The organism is Chryseobacterium sp. Y16C (genome assembly GCF_022488405.1).
In the GTDB taxonomy this organism is placed as follows: domain Bacteria; phylum Bacteroidota; class Bacteroidia; order Flavobacteriales; family Weeksellaceae; genus Chryseobacterium; species Chryseobacterium geocarposphaerae.
Genome location: NZ_CP092711.1, coordinates 3,680,729 through 3,699,808, shown reverse-complemented (window position 1 = coordinate 3,699,808; position 19,080 = coordinate 3,680,729). Strand labels below are relative to the sequence as shown.

Annotated in this window: 16 protein-coding genes; 12 read left to right on the top strand and 4 right to left on the bottom strand. The window is 35.1% G+C overall.

The genetic code is table 11. From position 1 onward, the window contains the following. Positions 1 to 28 precede the first annotated feature (28 nt). The 4 genes from MKS83_RS16740 to MKS83_RS16725 form a co-directional block, all read right to left on the bottom strand. Positions 29 to 1,183 carry a hypothetical protein gene (locus tag MKS83_RS16740; RefSeq protein ID WP_240580547.1) on the bottom strand — a complete coding sequence of 385 codons (1,155 nt, stop codon included), beginning with the start codon at positions 1,181 to 1,183 and terminating at the stop codon, positions 29 to 31. A 133-nt stretch (positions 1,184 to 1,316) separates the two neighbouring features. Further along, entirely contained in the window at positions 1,317 to 4,757 is a 3,441-nt protein-coding gene (locus tag MKS83_RS16735) for a T9SS type A sorting domain-containing protein (RefSeq protein ID WP_240580546.1), read from the bottom strand. A 251-nt stretch (positions 4,758 to 5,008) separates the two neighbouring features. Then, entirely contained in the window at positions 5,009 to 6,148 is a 1,140-nt protein-coding gene (locus MKS83_RS16730) for an EpsG family protein (protein WP_240580545.1), read from the bottom strand. Beyond that, positions 6,145 to 7,137, bottom strand: a complete 993-nt coding sequence (locus tag MKS83_RS16725) for a hypothetical protein (RefSeq protein ID WP_240580544.1) — start codon at positions 7,135 to 7,137, stop codon at positions 6,145 to 6,147. Before MKS83_RS16725 ends, MKS83_RS16730 begins: the two co-directional genes overlap by 4 nt. A 188-nt stretch (positions 7,138 to 7,325) precedes the next feature. Between MKS83_RS16725 and MKS83_RS16720 the strand changes: the two genes are divergently transcribed. The 12 genes from MKS83_RS16720 (at position 7,326) to MKS83_RS16665 (ending at position 19,080) form a co-directional block, all read left to right on the top strand. Next, positions 7,326 to 8,561, top strand: coding sequence for an MMPL family transporter (locus MKS83_RS16720; RefSeq protein WP_240580543.1), 1,236 nt, complete (start codon positions 7,326 to 7,328; stop codon positions 8,559 to 8,561). Between the two features lie 72 nt (positions 8,562 to 8,633). Next, positions 8,634 to 10,979, top strand: coding sequence for a 1-acyl-sn-glycerol-3-phosphate acyltransferase (locus MKS83_RS16715; protein ID WP_240580542.1), 2,346 nt, complete (start codon positions 8,634 to 8,636; stop codon positions 10,977 to 10,979). Between the two features lie 43 nt (positions 10,980 to 11,022). Continuing rightward, positions 11,023 to 11,937 carry a dialkylrecorsinol condensing enzyme DarA gene (locus tag MKS83_RS16710; RefSeq protein WP_240580541.1) on the top strand — a complete coding sequence of 305 codons (915 nt, stop codon included), beginning with the start codon at positions 11,023 to 11,025 and terminating at the stop codon, positions 11,935 to 11,937. 1 nt (position 11,938) lies between these two features. Then, on the top strand, positions 11,939 to 13,078 hold the full coding sequence (locus MKS83_RS16705) for a beta-ketoacyl-ACP synthase III (protein ID WP_100377823.1): 1,140 nt from the start codon (positions 11,939 to 11,941) through the stop codon (positions 13,076 to 13,078). After that, complete coding sequence (locus tag MKS83_RS16700; RefSeq protein WP_240580540.1) at positions 13,078 to 13,509, top strand: hypothetical protein; 432 nt, start codon at positions 13,078 to 13,080, stop codon at positions 13,507 to 13,509. The genes MKS83_RS16705 and MKS83_RS16700 overlap by 1 nt, the downstream gene beginning before the upstream one ends. Before the next feature lie 61 nt (positions 13,510 to 13,570). Further along, positions 13,571 to 14,014, top strand: coding sequence for an ABC transporter permease (locus MKS83_RS16695; protein ID WP_240580539.1), 444 nt, complete (start codon positions 13,571 to 13,573; stop codon positions 14,012 to 14,014). Positions 14,015 to 14,018: 4 nt separating this feature from the next. After that, positions 14,019 to 14,423 (top strand): hypothetical protein, encoded by a 405-nt coding sequence (locus tag MKS83_RS16690; RefSeq protein WP_240580538.1) that lies wholly within the window; start codon positions 14,019 to 14,021, stop codon positions 14,421 to 14,423. A 72-nt stretch (positions 14,424 to 14,495) separates the two neighbouring features. Further along, positions 14,496 to 15,491 carry a BtrH N-terminal domain-containing protein gene (locus tag MKS83_RS16685; RefSeq protein ID WP_240580537.1) on the top strand — a complete coding sequence of 332 codons (996 nt, stop codon included), beginning with the start codon at positions 14,496 to 14,498 and terminating at the stop codon, positions 15,489 to 15,491. Then, positions 15,492 to 16,247, top strand: a complete 756-nt coding sequence (locus MKS83_RS16680) for an ABC transporter ATP-binding protein (protein ID WP_240580536.1) — start codon at positions 15,492 to 15,494, stop codon at positions 16,245 to 16,247. After that, positions 16,234 to 17,502 (top strand): ABC transporter permease, encoded by a 1,269-nt coding sequence (locus MKS83_RS16675; protein WP_240580535.1) that lies wholly within the window; start codon positions 16,234 to 16,236, stop codon positions 17,500 to 17,502. The genes MKS83_RS16680 and MKS83_RS16675 overlap by 14 nt, the downstream gene beginning before the upstream one ends. Further along, on the top strand, positions 17,492 to 17,914 hold the full coding sequence (locus MKS83_RS16670) for an acyl-CoA thioesterase (protein WP_240580534.1): 423 nt from the start codon (positions 17,492 to 17,494) through the stop codon (positions 17,912 to 17,914). Before MKS83_RS16675 ends, MKS83_RS16670 begins: the two co-directional genes overlap by 11 nt. After that, entirely contained in the window at positions 17,914 to 19,080 is a 1,167-nt protein-coding gene (locus MKS83_RS16665) for a beta-ketoacyl synthase N-terminal-like domain-containing protein (RefSeq protein WP_240580533.1), read from the top strand. Before MKS83_RS16670 ends, MKS83_RS16665 begins: the two co-directional genes overlap by 1 nt.

The following is a 19,080-nucleotide window of genomic DNA, read 5'->3' as shown; positions in this document are numbered from 1 at the left end:
GTAAAGCTTTTTTATTATATAGGTCTGCTTAGAGCATTTTATTTAATAAATCCAGTGGTGCTATACATATCCTGTAGAACAACCCTTCGAATGTAAAACCTCTTCCCGACATCTCTACACGATAAATGAGTGAGAAAACTATAATAAGCAGCGTTACATAAAATTTTTTATTAATAATTATTGTTTCTGAGCTATATGCTGAGTCCGTTTTTTTCAGTAACAGACCAAAAAGAATTATGATAAACATCATATGGATATACATCCATCTTCCCCAATCGATTGCCAGATAAAAAAGAGGCAGGGAAAATAAAAAAGCTCCTATCAGGAGGATGGATATTATTTTTCGTTCTGCTAAGTATTTTAAATAAAATGCAATATGAAAAATGCTTATTCCTAAACTTAAAATATACAGTTTATATTCATTAAAATGATCTAATATATATTGTCTTTCATCTATATCCCAAAAAAATATTCCTCTCGTAAATACAACTCCTCTTTCTTTTAAAATATTCAACGATTGCCCCTCATTAATCTCCTTTCCAAAAAGCAAAAGCAAAACAGCCGGAATAAAAACCGCGAGAATATATTTTAAATATCTTGCAATTTCTAGCTTTCCAGATTTCAGATATAGTGTTATCAGAAAATACGGGAGAAAAAACAAGGTAACTTCATGAAATAAGGTGGATACAAAAAGAGCGATACAAAATCCCCATTCCCGGATCCTGGTAAGCTTGTTATTATCTGTCAAATAGACAAAGAATGCAAATAAAAAAAAGACAATAAATTCTTTTTTTCCAACATAGTCCACACAATTCAACAACCCGACAAAACCTATTGAAGAAAGGAGCAGAGAAAGATACAGGAAGGTTGCTTCTTTATATTGTATAAGTTTAAAGTAATAGTAAAAGAACAGAGAAATAATCGTAAACTGAAAACAATACACCAAAATATTCAGTTTTATTCCTGTAAAGTCCTGCAAAATGAAAAAGAAACTTCCGGAAAGTCCTCTTCTTTTAAAACCTCCGTCCTGATAATTTACCAGCCAGTCTCCTAAAATATAGCCATCTGACCGGAGATTATGCAAAAAAGTAAAAACCAGCGTATAGATTGCTGTTATTGCAACGAGAAAATAAATAAAAATCTTACTATTGAAACGAGAGATCAATTTTTCTAGCACTGTCATTACTTAGGAAATTTCCACAAAAAAAAGAAACATACAGCATTTTATTTTTAATTATACATTCCTTTCAATCAAAAGTATGAATTTAAAAACATTTTATACTATATGTTTCTCCTAAATATATTAAGATGCTAAACTATCTTTTAATAATCTTTGTTATCATTTCCCCATTATTAATTTTCACCAAATACACACCAAGAGAAAGCCCTGACAGATCCGCCTGATTATTTTTAAACTGCCCCGTCAAAACAAGCTGTCCGGCAGCATTATATACCTGAAACTGATACAGTTTGTCTGTACCTCCTTTTATAAATAAAGTATTATGAACAGGGTTGGGATACAAAACAAGCTCATCCTCTTTTTTTTCCACATTAGTCGTTGCCAAACCCGGAGAACTGCCTAATCCTGCAGAGACCTGATTTTTAGGTATCACTCCTAACTCCTCACCGTTCTGATCAAATTTCATTTTCACACATCTACAGTTCATTCCAAAATAAGAATCATTATTATCATGAAAAGCAATCATCCGGTTTGCAGTTGATGCAGCATCAAAAAGTATATTCACTGCTCTTCCGATATAATTGGAATTCAGCGCATCTGTCCAGACTCCAGGATATTGGAAATTATTTACATTAAATGTTCCCTGAGCAGATTGATTGGCCGTTACACTTCTAAAACCTCTAGATCCCGAGTTTGGATAGTTCCCAACCTGATAACTGGTATTATTATACATATACCCTATCGTAGTAGAAGTACTGTTTCGAACCCTGGTTCCCAAATAATCATTAATCACACTATAACTTGTTGCTACATTCTTATCTTTTTTATACCAGGGAGAGATCCCAAAATCTTTATTACTCACTATGGCAACCCCTGTCAGATCAGGAATTCTCCATCCTGTAGGACAAGGGTCAAAAGGAGATTTTTCACCACCCCTTCCCCATCTGTCCGCAGCAAGATTAGGCTCTGTTGAAAGCCAGTCGGTACCGTTGGTATAATTGGGAACAGAAGAATTATAAGGAGCAAAGCTACTCGGGATCATATACACTAAAGGATGCCCTACAGCATAAGAAATTACTTTTGCAATTTTTTGCGAAGGTCTGTCGGTAGATAAAACATTTGCATTTGATGCATTTGAATAGGTATTATAAGGAACAATATAATTACCGGCCAGATCATTATAAACCGCCGGAGTAAGCGTAGTATAAGCAACTGTTCCATTGGTTGAAACACTTCCTAAAAACACATTATAACTTGATCTGTTATCAGCATTTTGAAATGATGGAATAGGATCTTTTCTTCCCCATTGATACTGCAGCCCTGTTGATGCCCGAATTTTTGCAAGTTCAGTTGCTGTTGGAGTCAAAGGATCAACAACCAGAGGAAAAGCATCGGTAGCTCCAAGGTTTCTGTCCATGAATTCCGTTTTCAAAATATCCCCTTTAGGAATATAGTTTACATAATTAGTTGCTGTAGCATCTGGAAGTTCCGTAGTATAAATATAACTATTCAGCGCAGTATCTGTTACCCAGATATGCCATGACCAATACACAGGATTGGTGATACTCCCATTATGCAATGTCACAACCGCATTACCACTTTGGTTGGGATTAATATTGACAACAATTTTGGAATTGCTTAATCCAGCAACTGATCCCGGAGATGGATTTGTTATGATTATCGTATTTATCAAAGATGTATTGGTTGTCCACAGAACATTGGCTTTTAAATTATTAAAGCTTGTTGTATTCAAAATTGCTTCATTTCCCAATAACTGACTTTGTACAGAAAATGCTTTACTTACAGGAATTTCAACGGTAGCCATAGTAGCAGATTTTACGATCTGATAAGTATTAGGATTATTTAAACCCTCTACGTATTCTACAGGCGCATTGAAATACTCAGTTGGAAAGTCATAATCGTCGATTACATATAGCGGATCTTTTATACACCTGCAAGCATTCGCATCCGATGTTTTCACCGCAGATGTGGGCATATACCAGTATCTTCCTTTAACATTAGGCTTGGAAGGATCCGGTACATCAGCCTGATACTGGTCCGAGATCATAAACATCGATCTTGCACCTACAGCAGGAGTAGCATCAAAATGTCTCGCCATGGTGGCCGTCCACAATCCCATATGATGCTGATCTGTATATTGACCTCCCTGAGAATCTATTGCTAACTGGCCGGTTCCCGGAAAAACACCCATATTCATTCCTCCTACGTTAGAAAAATCAAAACCTACATTGGGATATACTTTTACACCTTGTAAAAACGAAGGAACATTTGTATTGCTTGGCTTGATGATATGATATCCGTTAGATTCAAAAACATCTTTTCCTAAACTGGTTTGCAACCCAAAAGGAGAAAAATCTATACGAATATCATCTACATAAGATGCCGAACCTAAATTCGCGGTTAACATAGAAGGAATTCTCCATCCATTCGGACAAGGATCAAAAGATGACTTGTCTTTGTATACCGCTGCATTATCAGGATTATTGTAATCAGTTATGATTTTACCTTCGGAATTATCTGACCATAAATTGAGTTCAGTCAATTTATTATCAGTTAACATAGAAGATTTCCCAAACCAGTTTACCATCAGGTTTGTGTTATTATTGTAATATGCAGGTCCCGAATTATCGTCCTTGTTTACGTAAATTAAGCTTAACGGATTTTTTACAGAAAGCTGGATATTATTGTTTACGGTAGCATTTGAAAGCAGAACAAATTGTCGGAGGTTATCGAAATTCGTTGCATTATCAAAGTTTTTGGCTGCCCTGTGACGAATTCTGCCTATCGTCCCGGAAACTTCATAAAAATCCCCGCCTTTCATTACCAAAGGAGGAATAGGATCTTTTCTTCCCCACTGATACAGTAATCCTCCATTCCTATTCCATTCCGTTCCCGTGATAGAATTGCTGACAGCTCCTAAATTCCGGTCCATCCACTTCCATTCTGAATCCGGAATTACCTCCACAGTTCCGTCATTTCTTTTTCTTTTAACTCCCGGAAAGCTTTTATAGGTTGATCCGTTACTAGGATCTTCCGTAACCCAGACATGCCAAGACCAGAAAATAACTCCATTTACCCTAAACGCAATCACAGCATTACCTTCTTTCGACTTATTAATAGGAATTTTGATCTTCGCATCTTCTCCGGCCCCAATTATTTCCAGACTATAATTTGTATTGGCTTTTATCAAACCGTGAACATCTTCCCACAAAACATCTGCCGTAACATTACCTGAAGGTACTCCGGATGTTCCCAAAAAAGAATTCGTCTGCCAGATCGCATACGCCTTTTTCACTGGAATATAAATACCTCCATAGGAAGAATTCGGATCAAAAACATAACTATTGGGAGCTTTTGTCCAATCTTTCAATAAAGTCTTAGAATATTGATTTTTTTGCTTTGCTGAAATTCCTGTTCCATACTCAAACTCTTTTGAAATCATCAATTTTAAAGAGTCATTTTTTATAGAAGAAAAACCAGGAATAGGAATCAAAAACATTGCGAATAAAGCTATCAGCCGAATAAGCTTTATATTTTCCAAACTTATTATTCTCAATAAAGTGAATTTTACAAGTTTCAAAATCATAAATGGTAAAAATTATTAATAATTAAAAATTAGCATATTTAGTTTAAACAAAAAATAAAAATATACGTTTACTAATAAATTATTCACCATCCATGTTCGAATGCAAAAATATAATAATATTACACAGAAACAAGCAATTCAAGATTAATTTTAATCCAAATAAACAAAATAAAAAAAGCGATACATTACGCATCGCCCTATTTAAAGCCAAAAGCGGAAATTTATGGTAAGAGATGATTTTTATACTGCTCAATGGTAAATCTACCATTTACAATATTTTTAAAACTCGAGAAAACAATAAAGTTGAACATCACCAAAGCTATAATGAACGTATAAATTGTTTTTTTGGTGTTTTCAGAAGCAACATACATTGCATTTGGAATAATAATATAAGAAAAGCCAATAAATGCACCCGCAAGACGAGAAGAGAAAATTGGGTTATTTCTAAAAATAAAATAAAAACAGATGCCTACAACCGCATAATTACGGTGATACTCATAGTAGGGAAACTTCTCTTTCATTTTTGTATCGAAAAAGAAAAGGAAAAAGGTAAGAATAGCCATCATTACCTCAGGAATTCCAAATCCTCCGTTCAGTCGTTGCACTGTTTCATCAATATATCCGTTAAAACCTTCCACCAGCTCACTTTGAGAAGCAATACTCGTCAAGAAATCACCAAAAACACGATAGACCTCAAAAGGAGAAAGAATTATAGAAGTAACTATAAGAATCAACATCCAGGTCTTATTCAAAGGAACGCGAACCAACCAATACATTGGTAAAAACACGTAACAAACATTGTGAATTCCGGCTCCTATATAAATAAACAGAAGGTAATAAAATAATTTCCGCTGTTTTATAAATTTGATAGCAAAGTAGACGATGAATGACCCCAAACACTGCCTGATCTGTCCGCTTTCTCCAATGAAAAAGCCAGGGATAAACATAAACAGCATAAAAGTAAACGGATAAAAAGTATTATCCTCAACGTAGTCTATTTTAAAAATGATCGTGAATATGGCTATTACAAACGTAAGCATGTAAAAAGGCGCGTTAAAAACATTAAGCATGATCTTATTGATCAACACAAAAAGCCATTCCAGCTCCATAGGTTGCGGCCCTTCCATATTAAGAGCCTTCATAAAAATGCTTACATAATCTTTTGTGCCCGAATAGATATAAATCCCACGGTAACTTCCATAGTCCGGCCCTACCTGATCCCTAAGTCCGGCTATAATCATAAGATATATTCCCAAAAACCAAAGCCACTTTTTATCAACTCTTTTGGAAAACACTTCCTGAAAGCTGAAAATCATCATATAAATAATGGCAATAAGATAATATGGATGCAGGATACTCATGAAGCGGCAGGATATTTTTTCAACTCATGAGAAGCTACTACAAAGCCGGTCAGGAGTAAAGGTATAAAAAGTCTCGTTTCCCAGAAAAGCCCTACAAAAGCAATCATTACGATATAAGGAGAGGAAAAAAGAAGATATTTTTTTAAAATAATTTGTTGGTCCAAAGAGCAAAGCTGAAGCACGAAATACAAACCCAAAATCCCAAAGCATAAACCAGCCAAATTAAAAGGACTTGTAAAATTTTTGCCCAAATAAACACCTTCCGCAAAGGAAACATGCTGAGAAATAAAAAATTTTAACCCAAAGTAAGGCAACAAAAAAGCAATAACAAGAAAAGCAATTTCTTTTACACAGGTAAAATCCAGCTTATTCATATTCACAAAAAGAGCTGCAAAGAAAGCAATATTAAGACAAGCCGTTTCCCTTACAAAGGTTGAGACAAAAATCAAGGCAAGCAGTAATAAAAAATCAATGCCCTTTTTGTGTTTAAAGTATTTTAAACTCAATAAAATTCCGAGAAGATAAAAGAAAATCGCTATGATATCACAATTTGTCGGCACATACTGCGTGATTACAATAAAAAAAACAGCGAGCAAATGTGCAATCCTTTTTATTCTGATATCCTGAAAAAAAACAGAAGGATTAAATTTAAAAATAAAATATAAAAGCACAGAAGACAAAACAAAAAATAAGCTGTTTACAACAAAAACGCTATGATAAAACAAGCTTCCATGTTTTAGAAGAAAAAATTTCAGCCCCGGAAATCCGTTTACCAATTCAGTAAAAATTTCAGCCACATGAACACTTAAATAATTAGGAATAACACGATAAGCATATACTGAAGAGAACATAAAATCCGGCGCTTTCTCCCACATCTTCATATTCACATAAGAAGATTCAAAGCCATAATATGCCATGAATAAAAGAAGGAAAGGGAAAATTATGACAAATAAAAAGTCATTTATTTTTTCATCAAACAGTTTATGCATACAAAACAGTTCCTCGAATTAGAATGATTTTGTTTCAAAGTCTCTCTGCAAAGACATTATTTGCAAAAGTATAAGTTTTTTTCATTCGGGCTATAAATATTTTATTGATTTTCAAATCAAACTTTCTTTATAAAAATTTTGAACTCCCTCTTAAAAATTTAAATTTGCAAACTTGATTTTATAATGTAATGCATCGTTTCTTCATATTTTTATATTATCTCATATCAAAAAATAAGATTCTTTCTGTAGTTGTTGCAGCGGGAATAGCAGTTTTATGCGTTTTTTTCGCTTCAAAAATCAATTTCGAAGAAGATATCAACCAGATAATTCCTAAAAATGAAAAATCAGATCTTACTGCAAAAGTTCTCAAACAACTTAATTTTTCAGATAAAATCATTGTCATTATTGAAAATAAGTCCAAAGAAGATCAATTTCAGCTTTCGGAAACTGCCGATTCTTTTTTAACTAAAATTGAGCCTTTGCAAAAATACATTGGTTCGGTCCAGGGAAAAGTGAACAACAATGAGATTTCGGAAACCTTTGATTTTGTGAATCAGAACCTTCCCTTATTCTTAAACGAAAACGATTATAAAGAAATTGAAAGGAAGCTTCAAAAAGACAGCATAGCAAAACAGGTTGAAAACAATTATATTTCTCTTGTTTCCCCCACAAGCCTTGTCACCAAAGATTTCATTAAAAAAGATCCGCTAGGGATTACTTTTTTAGGGATCAAAAAACTGAACGCCCTTAATATCAGTAAAGATTTTAAGCTTGAAGATAATTACATCATTACCAAAGACGGAAAAAACCTTCTTCTTTTCATAGATCCGAAAAATAAAAGCAATGAAACCAAAAATAATGAAGCGTTTATTAATCAACTGAATGAAATAAAAGATAACCTCAACAAACAATTCAAAGGAAAAACGGAAATCGGTTATTTCGGATCACCGGTTATTGCCGTTGCCAATGCCCAGCAAATCAAAAAAGACATTCAGAATACAGTCATTATTTCTATGACGGTACTTTTACTTTTGTTGATTTATTATTTCAGAAATGTATTTACGCCAATCATTGTTTTCCTGCCCACCGTTTTCTCTGTTTTACTCGCATTACTGATTTTATACTTTATTAAAGATAAAATCTCAGCCATATCTCTAAGTGTAGGAGCCATATTAATAGGAATCACCATCGATTATGCGCTTCATATTTTAACACACTATAAGCACAATAACAATATTGAAGAGCTATACAAAGAAATCACACAGCCTATTATTTTAAGTAGCGCCACGACGGCAGTTTCATTTCTGTGCCTCGTTTTTGTACGCTCAGAAGCTTTAAAAGATTTGGGGCTCTTTGCTGCCATTACAGTTATTTTATCATCCATTACGGCGCTGATCATTGTTCCTCAATTGTACAAGCCGTAGACAACAGAAAAAGCGGTTAACTCCAATTTCATCGACAAAATAGGTTCTTATCCTTATGAAAAAAACAAACCTTTGATTATCGGCTGCTCCGCGATTATTTTAATCTGTCTTTTCGGTTTCCGGCATGTTGGCTTTAATGAAGATATCGGAGATTTAAATTATATTCCGAAAGATTTAAAAATAAGTGAAGCAAAACTTCAGAAACTTTCAGATATTACTTCAAAATCCATTTATACAATTTCTTATGGAAATTCGGAAAATGAAGCTTTAGCCAGAAACTCTCAATTGAGTCAATTTTTAGAAAAAGAAAAGAAAGAGGGAAAAATTTTAAGCTATAATTCCCTGGGAAATGTTGTTTTATCAGAAAAGGATCAGCAACGAAAGATTGAGGACTGGAAAAGGTTCTGGGATACCCATAAGAAAAACCAAACAATTTCTGAATTAATAAAGAACGGAAATCAATTTGGATTCAAGAGTTCGGCATTTGATCAGTTCAATGAAAATTTAAACAAAAGCTACTCTACTCTAACCTTAAAAGACTACGAAAAAGTAAAAGCTCTACAGATTTCTGAGTTTTTAAGTAATGAAAAGGGCTTTTACACCGTTTCAAATGTTGTAAAGGTAGATGATAAAAAAAGAGATGCCTTCATCAAAGATGTTGAAAAAAATCATGATGCGTTAGCAATCGACCGCCAACAGATGAATGAAAACTTTTTAGGGTTATTGAAAAGGGATTTTAATACCCTGATCAATTATTCTTTGCTTGCCATTATTTTGACGATCATTGTGTTTTTCAGAAATTTTGAACTGACAGTTCTCACAATGTTTCCCATTGTTTTGACAGGAGTTGTCACTGCAGGAATTCTTTACTTTTTAGGATTAGAACTTAATATTTTCAGTACCGTTGTTTGTACTCTGGTCTTCGGAGTAGGAGATGATTTCAGCATTTTCCTTACTCAGGCCATGCAGAAAGAGCACACCACAGGAAAAAATGAACTTCCGACATACAGAACATCTATTATTCTGGCTGTTTTTACCACAGTACTTTCTATCGGCTCTTTGATTTTTGCTAAACATCCTGCATTACATTCTTTGGCTTTGGTAGCATTAATTGGGATGTTTTCTGTAATTATTATTACCTCAACATTATATCCGTTCTGGTTTAGGTTACTGATTACAAACAGAGCAAAAAAAGGACTTTCACCGATTACTTTCAGATTATTCGTCAATTCTGTTCTCTCCTTTTTATATTACGGATTGGGGGGATTAATTTTCTCAGCATTCGGAAGCATTTTTGCAAAAAATTCTAAAGGAAAAACGTTAGAGCTCATCAAATTGATCATGGCTAAATTTTTAGTTTCCGTTTTACATACGAATCCGTTTGTAAAAAAGAGACTGATCAGAAACCCGAATGAAGATTTCAGCAAACCTGCCGTCATCATAGCCAATCATACTTCTTTCCTTGACACGCTTGTTCTGGCAATGGCTAACCACAAAATTATTTACTTAGTCAATGACTGGGTGTATAACTCTCCAATTTTCGGAAGGATGGTAAGAGCTCTCGGATTTTATCCTGTTTCTCAAGGCATCGAAAACGGTATGAACCAGCTGAAAGAAAAAGTAGCACAAGGCTATTCTTTAGTTGTATTCCCGGAAGCAGAACGTTCTTACACCAATGATGTAAAAAGATTTCATAAAGGAGCATTTTATATTGCAGAAGAATTTGGGTTAGATGTTGTTCCTGTCTACATCCATGGAAATTCCGAGGTATTACCAAAAGGAGATTTCATTATCTACGACGGAGCTATTACCGTAAAAATCGGTGAGCGAATTCATAAAGATGACCTTAATTTCGGAAAAACATATTCGGAAAGGACAAAAAAGATAAATGCTTATTTCAGAGAGGAGTTTTCAAAACTCAGAAATGAACTGGAAGATGAAAACTATTTTAAAAAGAAACTATTTCTAAGCTTTTTATATAAGGATACTGAAGTTGTAAAAGAAATAAAGGACGATTTTAATAAAAACAAATCGGTATATTTTGAACTGAACAAACACCTTCCAAAAGACGGAAATATTCTTCACATTGCCAATGATTACGGTCAAAAAGATATTTTACTGACACTCCAACAGGCAGGCAGAAGGATATTCAGCTTTATTGGTGATCCGGAAAAATGCGAAATTGCAAAGCACAGCTATATAGTAAAGCAGAGAAAAATCAAGTACATCAACGATTTCTCAGAAATTAACAAAGAAATTGATACGGTTCTGATCTCTGCAGATTCTTTTGATCTTAGGCATTTAAAAGAACTTCCTAAGAAAATTATATTTATTTGCGAAGAAAATTTTTCTTTAGAACATGAAAATTATACCTTGGAATTCGGTTCAGCATCAATAAAAATATATAGACATACATAATATACCACTGAAAAACATATTTTTGTAAATAATAACAAAACACATGAAGAAGAATATTCTTGTACTATATTATACTCAGACAGGTCAGCTCGAAGATATTGTAAAGAACATAGCCCGTCCTTTCGAAGACAAAAAAGACGAGTATCATGTTACGTATTATAATATTAAAATGAAAAAGGACTTTCCTTTTCCGTGGCCGAATGACGTATTCTTTAATACATTTCCTGAGTCGTATTTACAGATCCCAAGTGAAATTCTTCCTCCACCTGATGAGGTATTGAATACAAAATATGACCTTGTTATTTTCGGATATCAGGTTTGGTATTTAACTCCTTCCATCCCCATTATTTCATTTTTAAAAAGCGGCTATGCAGAAAAAATCCTGAAAGACACCCCTGTTGTTACCGTTTCCGGAACAAGAAATATGTGGATGCTCTCTCAGGAAAAACTGAAAGTGTATTTAAAAGACCTGCAAGCTAAACTAATAGGAAACATTGCTTTAGTAGACAGACATGACAACTATACAAGTGTTCTGACGGTGATTCGTTGGATGATTGGCGGACAAAAAGAAAAATCAGGATTACTTCCCGCAGCCGGAGTTTCGGATGAAGAGATTAATGGCGCTGTGAAATATGGAAAAATTATTGAAACCCACTTTAAGAATAATGATTTTGAAGGTTTACAGCCCGATTTGGTAAAAAACGGAGCAATAGAGATCCGTGCATTTTTAGTAAGAGTGGAAAAAGTAGGAAACAAAATCTTCACCATCTGGTCCAACCTGATTATCAAGAAAAAAGAAAAACGACCATTGCTTATCAAATTCTTTAAGGTATATTTGATGGCTGCGATATGGATCATTTCACCTATCGTATTGGTTTTACACCTGTTGACAACACCAATTTTTTGGTTGAAAAGAAAAAAACAAAGAGAATATTTACAAGGAATTAATTTAAAATAGAATGTACGACGTATTTATAACAAAAGCATCAAAATACTTACCCAATGAGCCGGTTTCTAATGACGAAATGGAAACGTATCTTGGTTATATAAATGGCGCAAAATCTAAAGCAAAAGCACTTATTTTAAGAAATAATAAAATTACGACAAGATATTATGCTTTAGACAAAGAAGGAAACCCTACTCATACGAATGCTCAGATCACAGCAAAAGCGATTGAGGGACTTTTTGATGAAAATTTCAAAAAGGAAGACATGAAATTATTGTCTGTCGGAACAACATCACCCGATCAGATTCAGCCTTCCCACGCTTCAATGGTTCATGGTGAGCTCAACATCGGAAGATCTATTGAAATTAATACCGCAACAGGACTTTGCAACTCTGGGATGAATGCTCTGAACTACGGATTCCTTTCCGTGAAAGCAGGAGTTCAGGAAAAAGCTGTTTGTGCAGGTTCTGAAAGAATGTCGGCCTGGATGACTGCAGATAAGTTCAACCATGAAGCAGAAAATTTAATTTTGCTTGAAGAAAGACCGATCATCGCTTTCAAAAGAGAATTCCTGAGATGGATGCTTTCTGACGGAGCCGGAGCTTTCTTATTGGAAAATAAACCAAGAGAAAACGCAACGAATTTAAAAGTAGAATGGATCGATTTCTATTCTTACGCTCACGAGATCGAAGCTTGTATGTACGCTGGTTGCGAAAAGCAGGAAGACGGAAGCCTGAAATCCTGGGCAGATTACCCATCAGACGAATGGTTGAAGCAGTCGATTTTTGCATTAAAACAAGACACAAAAATTTTAGATAAATATATTCTGGTAAAAGGTGCTGAAAGTTTAAGATCATCTTTTGATAAGCATAACTTAGATCCTGAAACTGTAGACCATGTTTTGGCGCATATTTCCTCAGGATATTTTAAAGAAGGGCTAAAAGAAGAATTTGCCAATGTAGGTTTAGATTTCCCTTGGGAAAAATGGTTCTACAATCTTTCTGAAGTTGGAAACATCGGTGCCGGATCAATCTTCATCGCTGTGGAAGAATTAATGAATTCAGGAAAGCTGAAAAAAGGAGAAAAAGTACTTCTCTGTGTTCCTGAGAGTGGAAGATTCGCATATTCATGTGCTTTGTTAACGGTTTGCTAATGGACAACAAATTACCAACATCTGACCAAAACTTTGTGGAAAGCTTAATTCCGCAACGATTTCCTTTTGTAATGGTAAACAGCATTACAGAATACTCTGAAAATCATCTGGTTTCAGGATTTGAAATAAAAGAGGAAAATATTTTTGTTCAGGACGGAATTTTTCAGGCTTCAGGTTTGGTGGAGCATCAGGCGCAAAGTGTTGCTTTGCACACGGGCTACAAATATTATTTGCTGGGAAAAGAAGCTCCAACCGGTTACATTGGTGCTATCAAAACTTTTGAAGCCATACAGTTACCGAAATTGGGAGATAAATTAACTTCAGAAGTATCCATCATTAATGAAATGATGGGTGTGACTTTAGTCGATATTGTAACAAAGATCAACGATGAAGTGATTGCAAAATCACAGATGAAAACGGTTGTAATGTAATTTATACTTTAATAGACCTCATAGGTTTTTGAAACCTATGAGGTTTGGTAAAATAAATAGAATGGAAATCAAGGAAGAAAATATCATCAATATCCACAACTTTTTGCCGCATCGCGAACCGATGTTAATGGCAGATTATATTTTGGAATTAACCCCAAAAAATGTGATTACTTCCTTTGAAATAAAAGAAGACAACATTTTTGTTCACAATAATGAATTCGTTGAAGCAGGTTTGATAGAAAATCTAGCACAGACCTGCTCATCCATTCTCGGACAAAGTTTCTTCGAAAATCCTGATGCAGACACAAAGGTAATCGGTTTCATTACCAATATTAAGAAAATTGAAGTCTTTGCATTACCGAAAGTGGGTGATAAGATCATTTCAAAAGCTTCTTTGATTTCTCAGTTTGAAAACATCTGCCATATCTTCTGCGAGACATTTAACAATGATGAATTGTTGATACGGGCTGAAATTAATTTGTTTATTCAAGAAGTAAAACACTAAACCAATGAAAAAACAAGACCTTCCTCAGGACGAAAGTAATCTGAAGTCAGCCAACATGACCGAAGTGTTGTATGTAACCGACGAAAATGATAATTACACCACAGCCAACAGCATCGGCTGGGACGCCAAAAAAGCAGCACTCGAAGAATCGATGGAGCTGATTCATGAAAGAATTGAAGAAGCGAAACAAGATGTTGCCAACAATAAAGTAAGCCCTATCATTTATTTCATGGAACTGAATAAAATGGACTTACAAGTTCTTGCAGCCTATGTCGGAATGTGGCAATGGCGGGTAAAAAGACATGCAAAACCAAAAATTTTTAAAACACTAAGCGAGTCCGTACTGAAAAAATATGCCGATGCTTTCGGAATTTCAGTAGATGAATTAAAAAACTTTAACGGTAAGTAAATCAAACCTCATAGGTTTTTGAAACCTATGAGGTTTAGCAAAGTTATCCGCGATAAAAAGAGATAAGAAAAAATGAAACTTAATTTTGAACACCATCAGACCGCACATTGCGAAAACGGTGTCGCCTCCAATTTACTATTAAACAAAGGGTTAAAACTCAGCGAACCCATGATTTTCGGAATCGGTTCCGGATTGTTCTTTGTGTATCTTCCTTTTTTAAAAGTGAATTTCGCTCCCGGTTTCAGCTATCGCCCGATGCCAGGTGCGATTTTCAGCAAAGCGGCAAAAAGACTTGGAATAAAAATTAAAAGAATTAAATTCTCTAATCCGGCAGAAGCCCAAAAAGCGCTGGAAAAAAATTTAGAAAATAATATCCCGACAGGACTTCAGGTAGGAGTTTTCAATCTTACTTATTTTCCTGAAGAATATAAATTCCACTTCAACGCCCACAACTTAGTTGTTTACGGAAAAGAAGACGGAAAATTTCTGATCAGTGATCCTGTGATGGATTACACAACAACGCTTACAGAAGCCGAACTTGAGAAAGTAAGATATGCAAAAGGCGCTCTTCCGCCGAAAGGTCATATGTACTACCCTACTTACATTCCCGAAAATGTAAATCTGGAAGAAGCGATCAAAAAAGGGATTAAAGATACCTGTAAAAACATGTTGGCTCCTGTTCCAATCATTGGGGTAAAAGCCATGCGTTGGGTCGCAAAAAGCATCCCGAAATGGGCTGCAAAAAAAGGGACAAAAACCACCAATCATTATTTGGGACAATTGATCAGAATGCAGGAAGAAATCGGAACCGGAGGCGGTGGTTTCAGATTTATTTACGGAGCTTTCTTACAAGAAGCTGCGGTGATCCTTAAAAATGATGAATTAAGAGAACTTTCCAAAGAAATTACAGCAATCGGTGATCTTTGGAGAGATTTTGCGGTGGATATTGCCAGAGTTTACAAAAACAGAAATTCAAAAAGCGATATCTATAACCAGCTTTCGAAAACAATGCTTCATATCGCAGATCTGGAAGAAGCTTTCTATAAAAAACTGAGAAAAGCGATCTAAATGGAGAACTTTATTGAGATTAAAAATTTATATAAAAAATATAAAAATGCAGAAGAGTTTTCTGTGAATGATATTTCGTTGAATATCGAAAAAGACGAAATCTACGGAATTCTCGGTCCAAACGGAGCGGGAAAAACAACATTGATTTCTATGCTTTCGGGATTGATAAAACCTACATCAGGAAGCTTTAAAATCAATGGGTTGTCTCCTCAAAAAGATGGTTTTAAATTAAGACAAATCATCGGAATCGTTCCACAGGAATATGCTTTGTATCCAACCTTGACCGCTAAAGAAAATCTGATGTTCTTCGGAAGTCTGTACGGTTTAAGCCATAAAAAATTAAGAAATGCGATTGATGAATCCTTGGAAATCATGGGTTTATCAAAATTTGCAGATAAAAAAGTAGAACAGTTTTCCGGAGGGATGAAGCGTCGCTGCAATCTGATCGCGGGAACCCTTCATAATCCTAAAGTTTTATTCCTTGACGAACCAACTGTTGGTGTTGATGTTCAGTCAAAAAAAGCCATCATTGATCATCTTTTAGAGCTGAATAAAAAAGGAACCTGTATCATTTATACATCTCATCACCTTTCAGAAGCAGAGGAATTCTGTACAAAAATTGCCATCATTGATCATGGAAAGATTCATGCGGTAGGAACCCCTGAAGAATTGGTGAACAGAGTAACAAATGCCGAAAACTTAGAAGATGTTTTCATTTCATTAACCGGAAAAGAATTAAGAGATGTTGTTGTATAAACTGTGGAGAAGTTTCGTTAAGGAAATCCTTTTGCTGAAAAGAGATATCGGAGGAATCGTCATTATTTTCGTCATGCCTTTATTGCTGATTATCACGATTACCTTGATTCAGGATTCTACGTTTAAAAATCTGGAAGGCTCAAAAATTCCGATTATTTTTATTGATAATGACAAGTCAGAAGTTTCGAAAAATATAAAACAGGAGCTCGAAAGCAGCAAAACATTCGAGTTACTGACCAATTTTACGGAAAAATCCGCTCAGGACGCCGTTTTTGGCGGTGATTATCAAATGGCGATTGTCATCCCCGAAAATTTAACGAAAGATATCAATTCAAATATTGATTCTAAAGTTCAGACCATCGTCAGCTCATTTGGTTTGGAAACGGATTCTTCCGCCGTGAAGAAAACGGTTTCAAAAGCGAAAGATATTCATTTATATTTCGATCCGGCAACCAATATCGGCTTCAAAAACAATGTGATGAATGCTGTGAACAAAATGGTTTTTGAGATCGAAAATAAAAAGATTTACAAAGCTTTCCAGGATCAGCTGGGAACGACAGAAAATTTGGAAGAAAATAAAAATTTAATCAGCTTTAAAGAAATCACTCCGAAAAAAGGCAACATGAATATCATGCCGAATTCCGTTCAGCACAACGTTCCGGCTTGGGCTTTATTTGCCATTTTCTTTATTGTGGTTCCTTTGTCTATTAATTTAGTTAAAGAAAAAAGTCAGGGAACAAGCGTGAGAGCGAGAATCAGTCCGACTCCATATTTTATCCATATTTTAGGAAAAACATTTACTTATCTTATCATTTGTGTCATTCAGTTTTTACTGATGGTTGCTGTGGGAATTTACCTTTTCCCATACATGGATTTACCGCAATTTGACGTGACTGGAAAAATGTTCCAGCTTATTATTGTGACCTTATTCTCAGGTTTGGCAGCGATTGGATTTGGTGTTTTATTGGGAACAGTTGCCGATACACAGGAACAGTCTGCGCCATTTGGGGCAACTTCGGTTGTCGTTTTGGCAGCTGTCGGAGGAATCTGGGTTCCGGTATTTTTGATGCCTGAATTTATGCAGACCATAGCCAAATTCTCTCCTATGAACTGGGGCTTGAATGCGTACTACGATATCATTTTAAGAAACAGCGGAATCGGCGGAATTGCGAAAGAAATCACTTTCTTATTTTTATTTTATGTAGCCATGGTCGCTATTTCATTATTTTACGAAAGAAAACAAAATGCAGTCTAAAGAAAATTTAACTTGTACAGAGGAAGTTCGCGTAAGGTTCAACGAAACAGACCCGTTGGGAATTGTCTGGCATGGACATTACATCGTGTATTTTGAAGACGGAAGAGAAGCTTTCGGAAGACAGCATGGTTTGACGTATCTTGATATTCAGAAAGCGGGTTACGTTACACCGATCGTAAAAAGTACCTGTGAACATTTTCTTCCTTTAAAATACGGGGAAACCTTTAAAATTGTAACCACTTTCGTGAATTCAAATTCTGCGAAATTAATTTACAGATACGAGCTTTTTAACGAAGACAATAAATTGGTCTGTTCGGGAGAAACCATTCAGGTTTTCCTGGATTCTGAGAATAATTTATGTTTGTATAATCCTGAGTTTTTTCAGGCCTGGAAAGATAAAATGGGATTATAATGAAGAAAGAAATTTACATCACAGATTACAACTGCGTCACGCCTTTAGGTTTTGATGTTTCTTCGAACTGGAATGCTCTTTTGGAAGGAAAATCCGGCGTAGCTTTACATAAAATCATAGAAAATCAGGATCCGTTTTACGCTTCGATGATTGATTCCGAAAAACTGAACGAAGAATTTAATAGATTCTTCGACTCCGCTCAGAATGACAGTACGGAATTCACAAGGCTTGAAAAAATGTTTTTGTTGAGTTTAAAACCTTTGGTTGAAAAACATCAGATTTCAGACGAAACGGCTTTTATTTTATCAACAACAAAAGGAAATATCAGTTTATTAAAAAACCAGAAGACTTTACCGGAAGGCGTTTTTCTTTCCAATTTAGCTCAAAAAATTGCTGACTTCTTCGGATTTAAAGCAAAACCGATTGTGGTTTCTAATGCTTGTGTTTCGGGAGTGATGGCGATTGCTGTTGCCAAAAATATGATTCAAGCGGGAAAATATAAAGATGCTTTTGTCATTGCCGGAGACGAAATTTCTGAGTTTGTAATTTCAGGTTTCAATTCTTTTCAGGCAATCGGAACCGAAATTTGTAAACCCTACGATAAAAACCGTGATGGAATCAATATTGGCGAAGCCACAGCGGCAGTTTATATAACAGGCTGTCATTCTGACGAAGGAAGAATCTCACAAAGCGAAAAATTTAGTTTTAAAATTTTAGGAGATTCAGCAATTAATGATGCAAACCATATTTCGGGACCATCAAGAACCGGTGACGGATTGTTTGCAAGCATTAAAAATGCAATAACAGAAGCTAATGTTTCGACAGAAAAAATTGATTTTATTTCTGCACACGGAACAGCAACAATATATAACGACGAAATGGAAGCCATCGCTTTCAACAGGGTGGAATTGCAAAATGTTCCTTTGAATAGCATGAAAGGTTATTATGGACACTGTTTAGGCGCATCGGGATTATTGGAAAGCATTATTTCCATGGAAAGCGCGTTACAAAATACTTTAATTCCGTCTAAAAATTTCGAAGAAACGGGGACTTCCCAACCTTTGAATATTATTAAAGAAAACCAACCTGCGGAAATTAAATATATTCTGAAAACGGCTTCAGGTTTTGGCGGGTGTAATGCAGCAATTGTTTTGGAAAAATGTTAA